Origin of the sequence: Klebsiella sp. BIGb0149 (assembly GCF_004362605.1) — a bacterium.
GTDB lineage: Bacteria > Pseudomonadota > Gammaproteobacteria > Enterobacterales > Enterobacteriaceae > Klebsiella > Klebsiella terrigena.
In genome coordinates, this window is record NZ_SNYG01000001.1 from 593,221 (window position 1) to 610,811 (window position 17,591).

Annotated in this window: 16 protein-coding genes; 4 read left to right on the forward strand and 12 right to left on the reverse strand. The window is 58.4% G+C overall.

Annotated elements, in window-relative coordinates; translation table 11 throughout:
- The first annotated feature begins 133 nt into the window (after positions 1-133).
- Both dinG and ybiB read left to right on the forward strand, forming a co-directional pair.
- On the forward strand, positions 134-2,278 hold the full coding sequence (gene dinG / locus EDF75_RS02865; protein ID WP_133596953.1) for an ATP-dependent DNA helicase DinG: 2,145 nt from the start codon (positions 134-136) through the stop codon (positions 2,276-2,278).
- A gap of 124 nt (positions 2,279-2,402) precedes the next feature.
- Positions 2,403-3,371 carry a DNA-binding protein YbiB gene (gene ybiB / locus EDF75_RS02870; protein WP_133596955.1) on the forward strand — a complete coding sequence of 323 codons (969 nt, stop codon included), beginning with the start codon at positions 2,403-2,405 and terminating at the stop codon, positions 3,369-3,371.
- A gap of 249 nt (positions 3,372-3,620) precedes the next feature.
- Here ybiB and ybiJ read toward each other — a convergent pair whose 3' ends face one another.
- From ybiJ to EDF75_RS02900, 6 genes are all read right to left on the reverse strand, one after another.
- A complete protein-coding gene (gene ybiJ / locus EDF75_RS02875; protein ID WP_041144702.1) occupies positions 3,621-3,881 on the reverse strand; it encodes a DUF1471 family protein YbiJ in 261 nt (86 codons plus the stop codon).
- Between the two features lie 285 nt (positions 3,882-4,166).
- Positions 4,167-4,433: a DksA/TraR family C4-type zinc finger protein gene (locus EDF75_RS02880; RefSeq protein ID WP_041147552.1), complete on the reverse strand. Its 267-nt coding sequence runs from the start codon at positions 4,431-4,433 to the stop codon at positions 4,167-4,169.
- Between the two features lie 192 nt (positions 4,434-4,625).
- Positions 4,626-5,303 (reverse strand): PKHD-type hydroxylase YbiX, encoded by a 678-nt coding sequence (gene ybiX, locus EDF75_RS02885; RefSeq protein WP_133596957.1) that lies wholly within the window; start codon positions 5,301-5,303, stop codon positions 4,626-4,628.
- Positions 5,304-5,349: 46 nt separating this feature from the next.
- Positions 5,350-7,638 carry a catecholate siderophore receptor Fiu gene (locus tag EDF75_RS02890; RefSeq protein ID WP_133596959.1) on the reverse strand — a complete coding sequence of 763 codons (2,289 nt, stop codon included), beginning with the start codon at positions 7,636-7,638 and terminating at the stop codon, positions 5,350-5,352.
- A gap of 289 nt (positions 7,639-7,927) precedes the next feature.
- Positions 7,928-8,191: a YdgH/BhsA/McbA family protein gene (locus EDF75_RS02895; protein ID WP_133596961.1), complete on the reverse strand. Its 264-nt coding sequence runs from the start codon at positions 8,189-8,191 to the stop codon at positions 7,928-7,930.
- 168 nt (positions 8,192-8,359) lie between these two features.
- The gene (locus EDF75_RS02900; RefSeq protein ID WP_076945005.1) at positions 8,360-8,974 is read right to left on the reverse strand and encodes a flavin reductase family protein; all 615 of its coding nucleotides are present in this window, start codon (positions 8,972-8,974) and stop codon (positions 8,360-8,362) included.
- Positions 8,975-9,069: 95 nt separating this feature from the next.
- On the opposite strand from EDF75_RS02900, the gene rlmF reads away from it, so the two are divergent.
- A complete protein-coding gene (gene rlmF, locus EDF75_RS02905; RefSeq protein ID WP_045854563.1) occupies positions 9,070-9,984 on the forward strand; it encodes a 23S rRNA (adenine(1618)-N(6))-methyltransferase RlmF in 915 nt (304 codons plus the stop codon).
- 67 nt (positions 9,985-10,051) lie between these two features.
- Here the strand turns inward: rlmF and ybiO are convergent, their stop codons facing one another.
- The 6 genes from ybiO to rhtA all read right to left on the reverse strand — a co-directional run bounded on the left by ybiO (position 10,052) and on the right by rhtA (position 16,710).
- Positions 10,052-12,268 (reverse strand): mechanosensitive channel protein, encoded by a 2,217-nt coding sequence (ybiO, locus tag EDF75_RS02910; protein ID WP_133597979.1) that lies wholly within the window; start codon positions 12,266-12,268, stop codon positions 10,052-10,054.
- A gap of 109 nt (positions 12,269-12,377) precedes the next feature.
- A complete protein-coding gene (glnQ, locus tag EDF75_RS02915) occupies positions 12,378-13,100 on the reverse strand; it encodes a glutamine ABC transporter ATP-binding protein GlnQ (protein WP_045854565.1) in 723 nt (240 codons plus the stop codon).
- Positions 13,097-13,756: a glutamine ABC transporter permease GlnP gene (gene glnP, locus EDF75_RS02920; RefSeq protein ID WP_041144708.1), complete on the reverse strand. Its 660-nt coding sequence runs from the start codon at positions 13,754-13,756 to the stop codon at positions 13,097-13,099. The genes glnQ and glnP overlap by 4 nt, the downstream gene beginning before the upstream one ends.
- Positions 13,757-13,921: 165 nt before the next feature.
- Positions 13,922-14,668, reverse strand: coding sequence for a glutamine ABC transporter substrate-binding protein GlnH (glnH, locus tag EDF75_RS02925; RefSeq protein ID WP_133596963.1), 747 nt, complete (start codon positions 14,666-14,668; stop codon positions 13,922-13,924).
- 406 nt (positions 14,669-15,074) lie between these two features.
- Positions 15,075-15,578: a DNA starvation/stationary phase protection protein Dps gene (dps, locus tag EDF75_RS02930; protein WP_045854568.1), complete on the reverse strand. Its 504-nt coding sequence runs from the start codon at positions 15,576-15,578 to the stop codon at positions 15,075-15,077.
- 244 nt (positions 15,579-15,822) lie between these two features.
- On the reverse strand, positions 15,823-16,710 hold the full coding sequence (rhtA, locus tag EDF75_RS02935) for a threonine/homoserine exporter RhtA (protein ID WP_076945007.1): 888 nt from the start codon (positions 16,708-16,710) through the stop codon (positions 15,823-15,825).
- Between the two features lie 353 nt (positions 16,711-17,063).
- On the opposite strand from rhtA, the gene ompX reads away from it, so the two are divergent.
- Positions 17,064-17,573 carry an outer membrane protein OmpX gene (ompX, locus tag EDF75_RS02940; RefSeq protein ID WP_041144712.1) on the forward strand — a complete coding sequence of 170 codons (510 nt, stop codon included), beginning with the start codon at positions 17,064-17,066 and terminating at the stop codon, positions 17,571-17,573.
- The last annotated feature ends 18 nt before the right edge of the window (positions 17,574-17,591 follow it).

Genomic DNA, 17,591 nt, shown 5'->3' on the forward strand with positions numbered 1-17,591 from the left:
GGTCTCCCTGCCCGGAACTCTTCCGCCTGATGCTAAACCTCGAGCACGATCCCCGTTTGCTCAGAAAGAAATTCCTCCAGCCAGGCAAAAAGTGTCACAATAGTGGCTGTTTATACAGTATTCAGGTTTTCTCATGGCTTTGACCACTGCGCTAAAAACGCAAATCGCCGCCTGGTATAAGGCGCTCCAGGAACAGATTCCTGACTTTATTCCCCGTACTCCGCAGCGGCAGATGATTGCTGACGTGGCGAAAACGCTCGCCGGGGAAGAGGGAAGGCACCTGGCGATTGAGGCGCCGACCGGCGTCGGGAAAACCCTGTCGTACCTGATCCCCGGTATCGCCATCGCCCGCGAAGAGCAAAAAACGCTGGTGGTCAGCACCGCCAACGTTGCGCTGCAGGACCAGATCTTCAGCAAAGACCTGCCGCTGCTGCGTAAAATTATTCCCGACCTGCGCTTCACCGCCGCCTTTGGCCGCGGGCGCTACGTTTGCCCGCGCAACCTCAACGCGATGGCCAGCACCGAGCCCACGCAGCAGGACCTGCTGGCGTTTCTAGACGACGATCTCACGCCGAATAATCAGGCGGAGCAGAAGCTGTGCGCCACGCTGAAGAGCGATCTTGATAGCTATAAATGGGACGGCCTGCGCGATCACAGCGACAAGGCCATCGATGACGCGCTGTGGGGCCGTCTGAGCACCGATAAGGCAAGCTGCCTGAACCGCAACTGCCACTACTATCGCGAATGTCCGTTCTTCGTTGCCCGGCGTGAGATTCAGGAGGCCGAAGTAGTGGTGGCAAACCACGCGCTGGTGATGGCGGCGATGGAGAGCGAAGCGGTGCTGCCGGAGCCGAAAAACCTGCTGCTGGTGCTCGATGAGGGCCACCACCTGCCCGACGTCGCCCGGGATGCGCTGGAGATGAGCGCCGAAATTACCGCCCCCTGGTATCGGCTACAGCTCGATCTTTTCACCCGCCTGGTGGCGACCTGCATGGAGCAGTTTCGCCCCAAAACGACGCCGCCGCTGGCGAACCCCGAGCGCCTGAACGCCCACTGCGAGGAGCTGTCCGAGCTCATCTCCTCGCTGAATAACATTTTGAATCTGTATATGCCCGCCGCTCAGGAAGCCGAGCATCGTTTCCCGATGGGGGAGCTGCCGCAGGAGGTGATGGATATCTGCCAGCGGCTGGCCAAACTGACCGAGACGCTGCGCGGCCTGGCGGAGCTGTTTCTTAACGATCTCAGCGAAAAAACCGGCAGCCATGACGTGGTTCGCCTGCACCGGGTGCTGCTGCAAATGAACCGCGCGCTGGGCATGTTTGAAAGCCAGAGCAAGCTGTGGCGACTGGCGTCGCTGGCGCAGTCATCCGGCGCGCCGGTCACTAAATGGGCCTCCCGCGTTCTGCGCGATGGCCAGGCGCACATCTGGTTCCACTGCGTCGGGATCCGCGTCAGTGAACAGCTGGAAAGGCTGCTGTGGCGCAGCGTGCCGCATATTGTCGTCACCTCCGCCACCCTGCGTTCGCTGAACAGCTTTTCTCGCCTGCAGGAGATGAGCGGCCTCAAGGAGAAGGCCGGGGATCGCTTTGTCGCCCTGGATTCGCCCTTCAACCACGTCGAGCAGGGAAAAATTATCATCCCGCAGATGCACTATGAGCCGGTCATCGACAACGAAGAGCAGCATATTGCTGAAATGGCGGCCTGCTTTCGCGAGCACGTTGAGAGCAAAAAGCACCTCGGGATGCTGGTGCTGTTTGCCAGCGGGCGGGCGATGCAGCGTTTTCTCGAGCACGTCACCGATCTGCGCCTGATGCTGCTGGTTCAGGGCGATAAGCCCCGCTATCGGCTGGTGGAGCTGCACCGTAAAAAGGTGGAGAGCGGCGAGCGTAGCGTGCTGGTCGGGCTGCAGTCGTTTGCCGAGGGGCTGGACCTCAAGGGCGAGCTGCTGAGCCAGGTCCATATCCACAAAATAGCCTTCCCGCCGATAGACAGCCCGGTGGTGATCACCGAAGGCGAGTGGCTTAAAAGCCTGAACCGCTACCCCTTCGAGGTACAAAGCCTGCCGAGCGCCTCCTTTAACCTGATTCAGCAGGTCGGCCGTCTGATCCGCAGCCACAGCTGCTGGGGGGAGGTGGTGATTTACGATAAGCGTTTGTTGACCAAAAATTACGGCAAGCGTTTACTGAATGCATTACCCGTGTTTCCGATAGAGCAGCCTGCCGTCCCGGAGGTTATAGTAAAAAGTAAAACTAAACAGACGCGTCGCAAACGTCGCTAGCGGCGCAGGTCGGCAATGTGAGCAGCACGACTCGTCCTCCTTCGCGCATCGGTAAAGAGCAGCCGCAAGGGTACTGCGGCCAGCCGTTTATCGCGTGAAGCAGGGCGGATAAGAGGAATCTTCGATGGATTACACCAAGATCGTTAAAGAAGTCGGGCGGGGGAAAAATCACGCCCGCGACCTGGATGTGGAGACCGCCCGCGCGCTGTACGTGCGGATGCTCAACGGTGAGGTTGCCGAGCTGGAGCTGGGTGCGATTCTGATTGCCCTGCGCATTAAGGGTGAAGGCGAAGCGGAGATGAGGGGCTTCTATGAGGCGATGCAGCAGCAAACGCTGCGCCTGACGCCGCCGGTGGCGCGGCCGATGCCGATTGTGATCCCCAGCTACAACGGCGCGCGTAAGCAGGCTAACCTGACGCCGCTGCTTGCCGTCCTGCTGCATAAGCTCGGCTTCCCGGTGCTGGTGCACGGCGTCAGCCACGATCCAACCCGGGTGCTGACGGAGACGATTTTTGAGCTGATGGGGATCCCGACTACGCAGCACGCCGGCCAGGCCCAGGCGCGTCTGGACGGCCACGAGCCGGTCTATATCCCCGTGGGTGCCCTCTGTCCGCCGCTGGAGAAGCAGCTGGCTCTGCGCTGGCGGCTGGGCGTTCGCAACAGCGCGCATACCCTGGCTAAGCTGGCGACGCCGTTTGCCGAAGACGCGGCCCTGCGATTGTCGAGCGTGTCGCATCCGGAATACATCGGCAAGGTGGCAAAATTCTTTAGCGAAACCGGCGGTCGCGCGCTGCTGATGCACGGTACCGAAGGCGAGGTGTATGCCAACCCTCAGCGCTGTCCGCAAATTAGCCTGATTGACGGGAGCGGAACGCGGGCGCTGTACGAGCGGCAGAATGATACGCCGGCGCAGGTCCCAGCGCTGCCGGAGTCAAAAGATCCTGCGGTGACCGCGCGCTGGACCGAGCGCTGCGCGGCGGGGCTTGAGCCGCTGCCGCAGCCGCTGCGGATCCAGCTGGCGTGCTGTCTGCTGGCGACCGGAGAGGTGGCATCCCTGGAGGAGGGGCTGGCTAAGGTTGCGGAGCGCTGGTAGCGCGCGGACAGCTCAACGCTGTGGGATCATCAGGGAGCGCGGGGTCATAGTGAACGGAATATTCCCCCTGCGCGAGCATGTACAGAAGTCAATCACGCGATAAGGCTGCGCAAAACCGCCGCCTGAAGGTATCACTCTGCCCTGCGAGAACCCAAAAAAAAAGCCCGTCCGGTGGCACGGACGGGCAAAACAAGGGTATTAAAGGGTATTTCAGGGGTAATACAGTGGCACTACAGGGTCGGGCGGCGATTATTTATAGATAACCGCGGTACCGCTAACTTTGTTGTTGGTGTTAGCGGAGGTGATGCTGTAACCGGTCGCGCCAGCGGCATCCGCTTTAGCAGCCAGTTTGGCCTCCAGGCCATCCAGAGTCGTTGCGCCTTCAGCAGAAACGACGCCGATTTTGTTCATGCTTTCTGCCTGAGCCGGGGTGACCGACTGAGCGGCGAAGGCACCAAAGGACAGAGCGGACAGGGCGATAGCAGCGGCAGCATATTTGATGGTTTTCATAGTTAATCTCTCGCAGGTTGTTCTGTTAGGGTGACGATGTTCCGTCGATGTGATAAGTATCACGTTTTTTTGCGAGATATAAAATCGAAGGAAATTAACAGTCTCCATCGAATTTTTTGAATGATTATTAATTTATTGATTATTAATAAATTATTTATCAGAAACGGGGCACCGGCTTCGGCAAAGAAGTGCTGCGGGCTTTTAGGGCACATTTTGCTACTTTATTCGCCAAAAAACGTGCGCGAAAAGATAATGCGATCTGTGGTAATGAACGGTAAAGGAAGGTCAACGTAGCTGGCTATCCTTGGAACCACGGCGATTATATCCTGAAAATGTATTGTTATGTAAGTCTTTATCCTGTTGGCATTTCACGCAGTACCTGACCCCGGCAATCGCCCTGCGTCGGGCCTCAGGAATGGGCTCTCCGCATTCATCACAAAATTTGTGGCTCTCGCCGCCCGGCAGCTCGCTTCGCGCCCGCGCAACCGCATCGTCAATCGTGCTGTCGATCTGCTGCTGCACCGCGTCATCATTTGCCCAGCCTGATGCCATGATGTACCTCCCATCTGATGCTGTATCAATTAACAGAGAATCTAAGTCGTTCACTCTGCCGCCCGGCGGCGGGGTCCGCGCTTTCCCGGTATGTGGAAAACGGCGCGGCGTGAGCGCGCTTTATCCGCGCGACGGCCGCCGGAAATAAGAAGAGTATAGATAAGATGGGGGCAGAAAAGGGTCAGACAAGGCTTAGATCTCTGACCATTCCCGCAGCAGGTTATGGTACAGGTTGAGCAGTGACAGGACCTCTTCACTCTCGCCGTGGCGGCTCTTCAGCGCCTGGATAGTGCCGTCCAGCTCAAACAGCATCGCGCGCCGTTTATCATCGCGGATCATCGACTGAACCCACAGGAAGGAGGCGACGCGGGCGCCCTGGGTTACCGGGGTCACGCAGTGCAGGCTGCTGGAAGGGTAGAGCACCAGATCGCCCGCCGGGAGCTTAACCGCGTGCTGTCCGTAGGTATCGTTGATGACCAGCTCGCCGCCGATATACTCCTCCGGGGCGCTCAGAAACAGGGTGGCGGAAAGGTCGGTCCGCATCCAGCCGCCCTGGGCCTGACTGCGGACCGCGCCGTCAACGTGAAAACCGTAGGTTTCGCTCTGCTGGTAACGGTTGAAAAGCGGGCTGGAGAGGGTTTTTGGCAGCGCGGCGGCGAAAAACAGCGAGCTGCGGTTGAGCGCCGCCAGCACTTTACCCTGCAGCTCGTCGTACAGCGCGCTGCGGGTGTCGACCTGCTGATTATTTTTTACCTGCGCGCCCTGATCGCCGGTGGTTGCGCGTCCGTCAACCCACTCGGCCTGCTGCAGCTGCCCGCGAAAATCGTCAACTTCCTGCGGGCTGAGAACGGCGGGGATATGGTACATCATGGTTGTTTCTCCTGAACAAGCGGGGCGTTGCCGCCCCGCGTGTGGATTAGAAGTGCACGTTGGCGGTCAGCAGGAACGTACGCGGTTCGCCCGGATGATAGCGGTAGCCGCTCTTGTTGATTGAGGCGACATAGTTGGTATCAAACAGGTTATAGACGTTCAGCTGCAGATCGAGATTACGGTTAATGCGATAGCCGACCTTCGCATCTGCCACCCAGTAGCCTTCGGTATAGGACGGCGTGCCGACGGCGCCGTCGCTGCCGCGGTGCATACTGCCGACATAGCGCGCGCCGGCGCCAAGGGCGAGGGCGTCGGTGGCCTGATACTGGCTCCAGACGGTAAAGGCGTGCTCAGGGGTGTACGGCAGCGAGCTGGTACCGTCCTGGGCGATGTTTTTGCCCTCACGAACGCTGGCGTGCTGCTGGGTATAGCCGCCGATAACCTGCCAGTTCTGGGTGATATTGCCGGCCAGCGACAGCTCGTAGCCTTCGACGCGCTTCTTACCATACTGCGAATAGGTGCCGTCGTCGTTTTGCTCGACTTCGTTCTCAATATCGGTACGGAACAGGGCCGCCGTCAGCAGCAGGCGCTTGTCCATCAGCTCCCACTTGGTGCCGACTTCGCTGGTTTTCGCTTTCTGCGGCTGGAAATCGGTGCGGTTAGCGCTATTTCCCGTTCCGCTCTGCGCCAGGGCAAAGTTGTTGCCGCCCGGAGGCTGCTGGGAGATGGCGTAGTTGACGTAGACGTTGCCGTTGTCGGTCAGGTGATACAGCGCGCCGGCTTTCCAGTTCACCAGATTGCCGCTGGTGGAGGTATCAACGGTGGTCACCGGGCTGTTTTTGGCTACGCCGTCCGGGCAGGCAATGGCGCCGCGTCCGGTACCGCCGCACAGGCTGGCGCTGTCGTATTTGGTCTGGTAGTTATCCAGGCGAATGCCGCCGTTCAGCTCGAAATCACGGGTAATCTGCAGGGTATCAAAGGCGTATACCCCGAAGGTGTCGGTCTGGCCGTTGGCGTTGGCGCCGCTGCGATCCAGGCCGCCGATGGAGACCGCGCTGTTCGGGTGGTAAATATTCACCGCCGGCGGCGTGATGGGATAAACGCCGTAGTTGGTCTGCGTTTCGCGGGTCAGCTCGAAACCGGCGCTGATGTCATGACCGATCGATCCGGTATAGAACTTTGAGGTCAGGTTAGTCTGGTTGGTCAGAATTTTGTTGCTGACGTCCTTGGTGTTCGCCAGGCGCGACCAGGTCCAGGTGCCGACGTCGTTTGGGTCCGGCTGGGTAATGTTCGACGCGCCGCCCATCACCGCGGTGAGCAAATAATCCTGCTTCACGCGCGACCAGCGGGTGGTGTTACGGATGGTCGTGGTATCGCTCAGGTCGTGCTCGAAGCGCATGGTCACCGTATCGGTGGTGGAATCGTCGTAATCCGAATCGGTGCCGTAGAAGTTGCTGGTCGCGACTTTACCGGAGTGGTTCAGGGCCGCGGTTCCCGCGCTCGGCGCGGAGTATCCCGGCAGGCCGATGGTCGGAATACCGCCGTCCGGCGTGTTGTGCTGGGTCACGTGCAGATAGTTGAGATAGAGACGGTTCTCCGTGCCGAGGCCGAAGGCGGCCGACGGCGCAATCCCGTAGCGTTCATTTTTAACGTTATCGCGACCGGCGTCGTGGGTTTTCTCCCCCATCAGGTTCAGACGCACCGCGCTGGTTTCGCCGACCGCCTGGTTGATGTCGAGCGTGCCGCGGCGGAACCAGGCGCTGCCGACGCTGGCGGAGGCGTCAATGCCGGAGTCCAGGCGCGGCTGCTTGCTGATCATATTGATCGAGCCGCTTGGCGCGCTGCGGCCGTAGTCAGAACCCGATGGGCCCTTGATGACTTCGACCTGTTCGGTGTTAAAGGTATCGCGGGTCACGCTGCCGATATCGCGAACGCCATCAACGTAGATGCTGTTTGACGTATCGACACCGCGCATATAAACGGAGTCGCCGGTTGATGAGCTACCGTTTTCACCGGCATAAAAGGCCCCCACGCCCGGGACGTTTTTCAACGCATCGGTGAGGTTGGTGACGCCCTGATCTTTCATCACCTGATCGGAAACCACCGTTATCGTCCGCGTGGTATCTGCCAGCGGGCGGGAAAACTTGGGGTCAGCGGATTGGGTTGGGGCATACAGCGAGGGCGCCTGCGCCTCTACCACCAGCGTTTCACCGCCGTTTTTTTCAGTGCTATCGGCTGCCAGCACCTGGCCTGTCGGCGACAGGCTCAGACACAGGCCGGTAAAGATCGTCAGCGAGCCAAAACTGCTGAACGGTAAATTGTGTTTTTTATCCATTTCAATGAGCAACTTATAGTTTTAATTTGAGCCATTAAGACCGCAGGCAAAGCGATGCCGTGCCCCCGACCACTGCAGGTGTTTGTTACAACAACAATGCTTTTGATAATGATTGTGATAAGCATTATCAAACAACGGCAGATTTTCTATCACTCATTTATAAAAAAATAAATACATTTATTTACATTCGCTGCATTTTTTCTACATAAACCGATTTTGTCAGCAGAGAACAGGGCGAACGTGGGCCAGGGCGGTGGGAAGTCCGCTCCCTGCCCGGGCCGTCGGGACGTTATTTATAGATGATGGCGGTGCCTGCCATCCTGTTTGTGCCGCCGGCAGAGTTGATTCGCCAGGCTATCGCCCCCTGCTGATGCGCTTTTTGCGCCAGCTGGGCCTGCAGATCGTCGAGATTGCTGGCGCCGGAGGCGGAGACGGTGCCTGAAGGCCGCAGCGGGCCGGTATCGGCGGGAGCGGAGAGGGGGGCTGCGGGCTGGGCAGTAAAGGAGGCGGCGGCAAGGGCGACAGTCGCGAGTAGCAGCAGAGATTTTCTCATGAGCATATCCTCATTAACGGCATGGGACATACTCTAAGTTTAGGCCTTTGCCGGAGGATAAGCAGGATAAAAAATTGAGGCTAAACAACGATTTTTTTTGCGCAAACGCCGCTCGCCCGCGCGAATAACGTCGTGGCGGACGGACGGCGAGTCGGCGCCGGGATGGCGCTAGCGGGCGTCGGGGCGGATCAGGTCAAAACGCTGGCTTTCATCAATACCGTAGTAGGCGCTCGGGCCACCGGCGCGCAGGATCGGCTGGGCTTTGGCGGTCTGATAGATGCCCTCTTCCAGCAGCGACTCGTCGATATGAACCGCGACAACCTCGCCAAGTACCAGCCAGCTATCGACGGGGGTGCCGTCGGCGGCGGTCAGGCGGATACACTGCGAGAGGCGACACTCAAAGTTCACCGGGCTTTGTGCAACCCGCGGAGCGGCGACGATCCGGCTGGCGGCGGCGGTCAGCCCGGCGCGAGTGAATTCATCTTCGTGGCGCGGGAGGCTGGCAGAGGTCTCGTTCATGGCTTCGGCCAGCGGGCGGGTCGCCAGGTTCCAGACAAATTCTTTCGTTTCGACAATATTCTGTACGCTATCCTTCCAACCGCTGCTGGCAAAGCCGATAATTGGTGGCCGATAGTTGAAGCAGTTAAAGAAACTGTAGGGCGCGAGATTACGCTGTCCTGCCGCATCCAGCGAGGCGATCCAGCCGATAGGGCGCGGCCCGATAATGGCGTTGAGCGGGTCGTGTGGCAGACCGTGTCCCTGCGAAGGTTGATAGAAATACATAGAATACCCGTAACCGAAGAGGAGATATCCAGACTCCCTTATTTACCGCGCCGCCGTCAACGGGTATCTTACGCGGCTGTTCAAAGGAGATTGCCATGAAAGCCCAGAAACCGGGGTTACACCCGCGTAACCGTCACCATCAACGTTATGATTTGCCCGAGCTCTGCCTGGCTCATCCCGAGCTCGAGGGTTTTATCACCCTGAATCCGGCGGGCGAGCAGACCGTTGACTTTGCCAACCCACTCGCGGTGAAGGCGCTGAATAAGGCGCTGCTGGCGCACTTTTACGCGGTGAAACACTGGGATATTCCGGATGGCTTCCTGTGTCCGCCGGTGCCGGGAAGGGCGGATTATATCCACCATCTCGCCGACCTGCTGGCGCTGGATACCGGCACTATTCCTGAGAACGCGAGCATTCTCGATGTCGGCACCGGCGCAAACTGTATCTACCCGCTGATCGGCGCACATGAATACGGCTGGCGCTTTACCGGCAGCGAAATCAGCCAGGAAGCGATCTCCAGCGCTCAGGCCATTATCGCCGGCAACCCGGGAATGAGCCGCCAGATTCGCCTGCGTCGTCAAAAAGACGCCACGGCGATCTTTACCGGCGTGATCCATAAAAATGAATGCTTTGACGCGACGCTGTGCAACCCGCCGTTCCACGACTCTGCCGCCAGCGCGCAGGCGGGCGGCGAGCGCAAACGCCGTAACCTGGGCCTGGGCGCCGATAGCGTGATGAACTTTGGTGGCCAGCAGCAGGAGCTGTGGTGTGAAGGCGGCGAAGTGGCCTTCATCACCCGAATGATTGAGGAGAGCCAGCAGTTTGGGCGCCAGGTGAAATGGTTTACGTCGCTGGTCTCCCGCGGCGACAACCTGCCGCCGCTGTATCGCGCCCTGACAGAAGTCGGCGCGGTGAAGGTGGTGAAAAAAGAGATGGCGCAGGGGCAGAAGCAGAGCCGCTTTATCGCCTGGACCTTTATGGATGAGGCAAAGCGCCGACGCGCGTTTTAAGCCGTTCGCCGGCCGCACCTCCGCTTAGCGTTGCTGGCGCCCCGGTCTGCTCCGTGCAGCCGGGGCGCTATAGCGTTGGCTCCGCCGGGGCCGGCGGCCCGTCAACGGCGGCGGGCGTCATCGGCAGCACCTGGTAGGTTTGCACCGGGGCGCGCACGCCGGCAAGGTCGAAATGCCTTTTGACCTGCGTATCCAGCGCAAAACGCACCGTCCACTGCTTCAGCGGCAGCGTGGTAAAGGTCACCCGCAGGGTAAAGGCGGTATTGCTCAGGCCGACAAGCCCGGCGAACGACGGCTCGCCAATCACCAGCCCGCGCACCTCCTCCTGGGCCATCACGTCCGCCACCGCATCCTTCAGCGCCTGATTGGCCTTATCCAGATCCTCATGGCGGTCGACGTCGTAGTTAGCCACCACCGAGCCGATCCCGCGCACGAAGTTGGCGAAGGTGGTGATCGAAGACCACGGAATAATATGGTAGGCGCCGGTATCCTGGCGCACCCCGACCGAGCGAATCGACATCCGCTCCACCGTGCCGGTTAACGGCCCGATCGTCACCAGATCGCCGGTGTTCATCCCGTTTTCAAACTGAATAAAAATGCCGGTGATAATATCTTTTACCAGCGTTTGCGCGCCGAAGGAGATTGCCAGCCCCAGCGCCCCCGCGCCCGCCAGCAGCGGAGCGATATTGACCCCCACTTCCGAGAGCAGGATCATCACGGTGATGGTGCTGATGATCACCGCCAGCGCGTTGCGAAACAGCGTCAGCAGCGTTCTCGCCCGGGCGCCGGGCAGCGGACGGCCGTGAATATCCGAGGCGAGGCGGTTCTCTATCAGGCTGGCGAGCAGCGTCCAGCCGATGGCGGAAAAGAACAGGATCAGCGCGATGCGGATAATCACATCCACCGCCTTCTGCCCGGCGCCGTTATGTATCCAGTTCCAGAAATCGAACAGCCCCCAGGCGCTGAGCAGCAGCATAATGGCGACGGCGACCACCAAAATGCGCGCCACCTTCAGCGCCACGGAGATCCAGCCGTTGAGCCGCTTCTGCAGCTCAGGATAGCTGCGCTGGGTTTGCGGCGACAGGGTGATGGTTTTGGCTATCCAGCGCGACAAAATGCCGGAGATCAGCGCCGCGGCGCCGACGATCGCCAGGCTGCGCACCGTGGCGCCCATCATAAACTTCAGGCTGTTGCCCGGGTCGAAAAGCGAGAAGAAAAACAGCACGATGAAATAGGCGCAGGCCAGCCAGTGCCAGACCAGCGCGAAGGCGCGGATAAACAGGCTGAAGAAGGCCAGCGAGCGGTCCGCCAGATGAATCAGCCCTTCGGTAATCACGTGTTTGTTATGAAAAATCAGGTACAGCGCCCACAGGGTGATGCACAGCATAATGGCCACGTTGGCCAGCGCGCCGACCTGGACGTTGACCTGGTTAGAGATAATCGGTACGGCGACGATCAGGCCGTAGCCAATCAGGCTGCTGAGCGCGCTCAGGCGCAGGTTCCAGTATTTCGCACCGTCGTCGCTGAGGTTAAACGGCCGCAGCTCCGCCACCCGTGGGCAGAAAATCAGCCGCAGAATAGCTTTGAAGAACTCGATCAGCGCGAAGGCGTTCAGGAACAGACTTTGCTGGAAGGCGATGGTGCGGTTGCCGCCGTTGAGCCTGTCGCTGAGCAGCTGGCCAACGAACAGCGTGAGCGCCAGCAGGATCAGGTCGAAGATAAAGGCCCCGGCAATCGTGGCCGGCAGCTGCAGCCAGTTGCTGCGATCGTGGTTTTTATGCCGCCCCCACTGGCCCATTTTGCGATACAGCGGCAGCGCGGCCAGCCGCACCAGCCACCAGAAGGCAAAGACCAGCGCCGCCAGCATCAGGAAGGTGCTCGCAGCGTGGCGGAAGGTATCGGCATGGAAAGGCTTATGCGGCGCGCCGGTAATATTGCGCCACAGCTGCGAGAAACGCGACGAGAAGCGCTCGCCGTATTCGCGGCTGATGTGGGTGACGTTTTCCAGCACCGTCGGCTGCTCTTCCTCTTTCGGCGGCGTCAGCGTGGGCGCGCTGGCCGGCGGCGGCGTGGCGGCGGCGGTGCGCAGCTGGTCGATGAGCTCCTGGCGAGCGGCGTCGTTATCCAGCACGTCGGCCAGCGCCGCGTAGGCGGCCTTTTTCTTCTCAAGGTCGGGTTCGTTGCTGGCGGACTGCTGCGGGGCGGCGGTCGGGACGCCGGGCAGGGCTGCGGCCGAAAGCGGGGCGGTAAATAGAGCGGCAAGCAGTAACAGGATCCACGGCACGAGCACCTCCATTGCGTCTCAAACCAGTAAGTATAGAAGACGATATCGGGAGGACGGGGGTGGGATGAATCTGGAAAGCGGCTCCCCGCGACGGGGGAGCCGTTGGCTATCAGGCAACGTGCTGCAGGAATTCGCGCAGGCGCGGGCTGGGCGGGTTCTTGACCAGAACCTGCGGATCGCCATCCTCCGCGATACGCCCTTTGTCGATGAAGATCAGGCGCGAGGCCACTTTTTCGGCGAAGCCGATTTCGTGGGTCACGATAACCATCGTCATCCCTTCCTCTGCCAGATCCTGCATTACCTTCAGCACTTCATGGCGCAGCTCCGGATCCAGCGCGGAGGTGGGCTCATCGAACAGCATCATTTTCGGCTTCACCGCCAGCGCGCGGGCGATGGCTACACGCTGCTGCTGGCCGCCGGAGAGCTCTGAAGGATAGTGGTGCGCGCGTTCCGCCAGCCCCACTTTTTCCAGCAGATCTTTCGCCAGCTTCTCGGCCGCCTCTTTCTTCGCGCCGCGCACGCGCAGCGGCCCGAACATGACGTTCTCCAGCGCCGTCAGGTGCGGGAAGAGATAGAACTGCTGGAACACCATGCCGGCTTCCTGGCGGATCAGGCGATCGTCTACCTTCGGATCGTTGACCTTCAGGCCGTCGACGATCAGCTCGCCGCTGGTTATCTCTTCCAGCTTGTTGATGCAGCGCAGCAGGGTTGATTTACCTGAGCCGGAAGGCCCGATAATCACCACGACTTCACCTTTGTTAATCTTCAGATCGATATCGTGCAGCACCTTGGTTGGGCCAAAGTGCTTGGAAACGTTTTTAAATTCAATCACAGGATTTTCATCCTTCTTTCAAGACGGCGCAGAATAAAGCTCAGAACCAGGGTGATAATGAGATAGATAACGGCAACGGCGCTCCAGATCTCCAGCGCGCGGAAGTTACCGGCAATAATCTCCTGTCCCTGGCGGGTCAGTTCGGCAACGCCGATGACGATAAAGAGCGAGGTATCTTTGATGCTGATGATCCACTGGTTGCCCAGCGGCGGCAGCATGCGGCGCAGCGCCAGCGGCAGGATCACGTGGCGAATCGTTTCGCTTCGTGACAGTCCGAGCGCCAGGCCGGCTTCGCGGAAGCCCTTGTGGATAGAGAGCACCGCGCCGCGGGTAATTTCCGCGATGTAGGCGCCGGAGTTGATCATGATGGTCACTACCGCGGCGGAGAACGGATCGATGCGTAAATCATTAAACGCCATCGGCAGGGCGAAGTAGATAAACATGACCTGCACCACGATCGGGGTGCCGCGAATAATTTCAATAAAGACCAGCGCGATGTGGTTCGCTATCCAGCCGCCAAAGCAGCGGGCGAAACCGGCGACGAGGCCGATTATCAGACCGCCAGCCAGGCCGAGGACCGAGATCCACAGCGTCATTTTGGCGCCTTCCAGCAAAATTGGAATGGCGGGCCAGATGGCACTCCAGTCAAACTGCATAATTCGTTCCTGTTACCGTGTCGAAAGCAGAGGATGGTCCTCTGAGAAAAAATGACTCAGGCCTGCTGCGAGGCGATCCCCGGCAGAGGGCGCAAGCGCCGGTGCCGGGCTACCAGACCTCAGCAGGCCTGTAAGAGATATATCCGTGCGGATACGGTCTGATTATTATTTTGGCTCAGTACCGAACCATTTTTTATAAATTTCGTTGTAGGTACCGTTTTCGCGCAGGGTTTTCAGCGCGCCGTTCACTTTTTCACGCAGATCGTCGCTGCCTTTCGGGAACGCGATGCCGTAGCTCTGCGCTTCCAGCGAGTCGCCCACCGCTTTGAACTGGCCGTGGCCGGCGGTTTTGATGAAGTAGAGGATGTTTGGCGTATCGTGCAGCACGGCATCGGCGCGGCCGGTGCCCAGCTCCATGTAGGCGTTATCGATGTTCGGGAACTGGCGCAGGTCTTTGGTTTTGATGTTGGCCTTAGCGTAGTCAACGGAGCCGGTGCCGCCTTTAACCGCGACCACTTTGCCGTTCAGATCCTTCACGTCTTTGATGTCGTTGTTGTTCGCTTTCACCATCACCAGCAGGCCGCTTTTATAGTAGCCATCGGAGAAGTCGATCGCTTTTTTACGCTCTTCGGTAATGGTAATCCCCGCCAGCGCGAGGTCGATGTTTTTCGTTTGCAGCGCCGGGATGATGCCGCTGAAATCCATTGGCTTCAGGGTATAGTCCAGTTTCAGCTCTTTAGCGATGGCGGCCCACAGGTCGACATCGAAGCCAACGTACTTATCGCCTTGCTTAAATTCAAACGGAACAAACGCCGTATCGGTCGCAACAATCAGTTGTTTTTCAGCGGCCTGGGAAGAAACCGCAAAAGCCAGGGTCAGTGCAGCCAGTGAAACTTTTAATACAGACTTCATAGCATTTCCTTTTATATCCACGGGACGATCCCCTGCGAGAACGAGTAACCCTATGAAAAAATCGTGCCAGTTTTACAACTTGTTGTTTTATAACAACCAGGGTGGTTCCTGTTGCACGCTTTCGGGTCTGGCAAACGGAATCTGCACCATAACGGGGCGCTGTTTTGGTGCGTCATAAATATGCCGAATAACAAGAGCATTTTTAACGCAAACACCGATGGGAAAACAATCTTGCTGTAACGATTGTGTGAGGTGATTATTACATTTGATTTACTTTAGTACGCATTTTGACCATTGTGATGCACTAAAAGAGTGCGATGGCGCGCGGTGATAAAAAAAGCGGGAAACGTGAGGCGAGGAGGGAGGGAAATGCCGCCAGCGGGGCTGACGGCAGTCGGCGTGGCGATTATTCGATATTAGATTCGATAAACCACAGGAATTTATCCAGATCGCGAGAAGCGGCGGTGAAGATGTCGGCCGTATCTTCGTCTTTTGCCTCGCTAATCGCTTTGCGCACGTCGTTCGCCACGATCGCGTAGCGGTCGGCCAGCTCTTTCAGGTGGTCCTGGACGGTGTGAATGTCCAGCGGGTAGCTTTTCAGCGGAGTTTTGCTGTTGATAACCTGAGTGGTGCCCAGCGCAACGCCGCCGAGCTGGACGGCGCGTTCGGCCATCGTATCGAGGTGCTCGGTCAGCGCCGTGCGGAAGCCGTCCAGCATTTCATGAACGGCAATAAAGTTGGCACCGCGCATATTCCAGTGAGCCTGTTTGGTGATCAGCGACAGGTCGATGAACTGGATAACCTGACGATTGAGCAGCTCAACGGTGGCTTTCTTTTCGCTGTCGGTCACATCGTTGCGGGTATAGAGCAGGTTAGATGCTTTAGTTTTAACCAGTTTTGCGGTACTCATAGTTTCATATCCTCTTGATATTTATACTCGTCATACTTCAAATCGAATTATATGGAGCGCTTGTCCCCGGTAACTCATGGGAACAAGTATAGCAACGGATACGCAGAAGGCGGTGTCGGTAGTCTCTATCGGTTTGATAGCGCAGGCTTGTTGATAATTTGAAAAGGCATTTAACTCAATGGGTTGAGCGCATTTGTGCGTGAGCGCTGTACGGCGCGTTGGCCGTACAGAACCGTCTGACAATTTAGCCGATATCGACTTTTTTCAGCTTCGTTTCCCGTCGCATCGTCAGCGTCGAACCCATCGAGGCAAGGATAATCGCCCCCAGCGCCAGGGTCTGCGTGAAGGTCAGCGTCTCGCCAAGGAACACCATTCCCGACAGCGCGGCAAGGGCGGGCTCCATGCTCATCAGCGTGCCGAATGTTTTGGTCGGCATGCGGGTGAGGGCGATCATTTCCAGCGAGTAGGGGAGCGCGGTAGAGAGCACGGCGATCGCCAGGCCCAGCGGCAGCAGCGACCACTGGAATAGCGTATCGGTTGCCTGCAGCATACCCAGCGGCACAAAAATCACCGCGGCAATGAGCGAGCCCATCGCCACCGTTGCCGGGCCGTGCTCTTCGCCCGCGCGCTGGCCGGTAAGTATATAGACCGCCCAGCAGGCCCCGGCGCCCAGCGCCAGCAGCGCGCCGGTGAGATCGACCTGCGCCACGTCCTGCCCCAGCGGCAGGAGATACCATAGCCCCAGAACCGCCAGAACCACCCATACGAAGTCGAGCGGACGCCGCGAGCCAAAGAGGGCCACCGCCAGCGGGCCGGTAAACTCGAGGGCCACCGCAATGCCCAGCGGTATGCGCTGAATTGAGAGATAGAACAGATAGTTCATCGCCCCCAGCGCGAGGCCGTAAAAGAGCAGCGGCAGGCGCTGTTCGCGGGCGAAGCGCAGCCTCCAGGGCTTGAAAATGACCACCAGAATCAGGGTGCCTAGCGCCAGGCGCAGGGCCGTCACGCCGGGCGCGCCAACCAGCGGAAAGAGCGATTTCGCCAGCGACGCGCCGCTCTGAATAGAGATCATGGCGATTAAAATAACTGCCGTCGGCAACCACGCCGGGACCTTTCGGGACGAGCCGGGCATCCTTTCTCCTGTCAAAATTTGTCAAAACCGGTAAAGGTTCCAGTGTAAATGAATTACCCAACCGCAGTTGAGCTAATGTTGAAAAAATCCTCGGCGAGGGGAGTACAATCAGAAGCGCGCCGCTGAAACACTCGTCTGGTGATTAGGAATAATCTGGATGCATCTCCGGCAAGCTACGCGCATAAATATGATTGTATCCGCTAAAAACGGTTGTTTTCCAGTTTGTTATAGTTTTGTGGAAACTTTTGGTTACATGAAAAAGTATGTTAGACAGTGTAAAGCGGAAAGAGTTTCCTGAAAGTTTTTGATATATTTAAGACTTAGGACTTATTAGAAACACATTTGAGGTGGTTATGAATAAAATTGCACGTTTTTCAGCACTGGCTGTTGTACTGGCTGCATCCGTAGGTACCGCGTTCGCTGCAACTTCTACCGTTACCGGTGGTTATGCTCAGAGCGACATGCAGGGCGAAGCGAATAAAGCAGGCGGTTTCAACCTGAAGTACCGTTACGAGCAAGACAATAGCCCGCTGGGTGTTATCGGTTCCTTCACCTACACTGAAAAAGATCGCACCGAATCTGGCGTATACGAAAAAGGCCAGTACTACGGCATCACCGCTGGTCCGGCTTACCGCATCAACGACTGGGCAAGCATCTACGGCGTAGTGGGTGTTGGTTACGGTAAATTCCAGGACAACAGCTACCCGAACAAAGCTGACATGAGCGACTACGGTTTCTCCTACGGCGCTGGTCTGCAGTTCAACCCGATCGAAAACGTTGCTCTGGACTTCTCTTACGAGCAGTCTCGCATTCGTAACGTTGACGTTGGTACCTGGATCGCGGGCGTTGGTTACCGCTTCTAATCACTTCGGTGATATAAA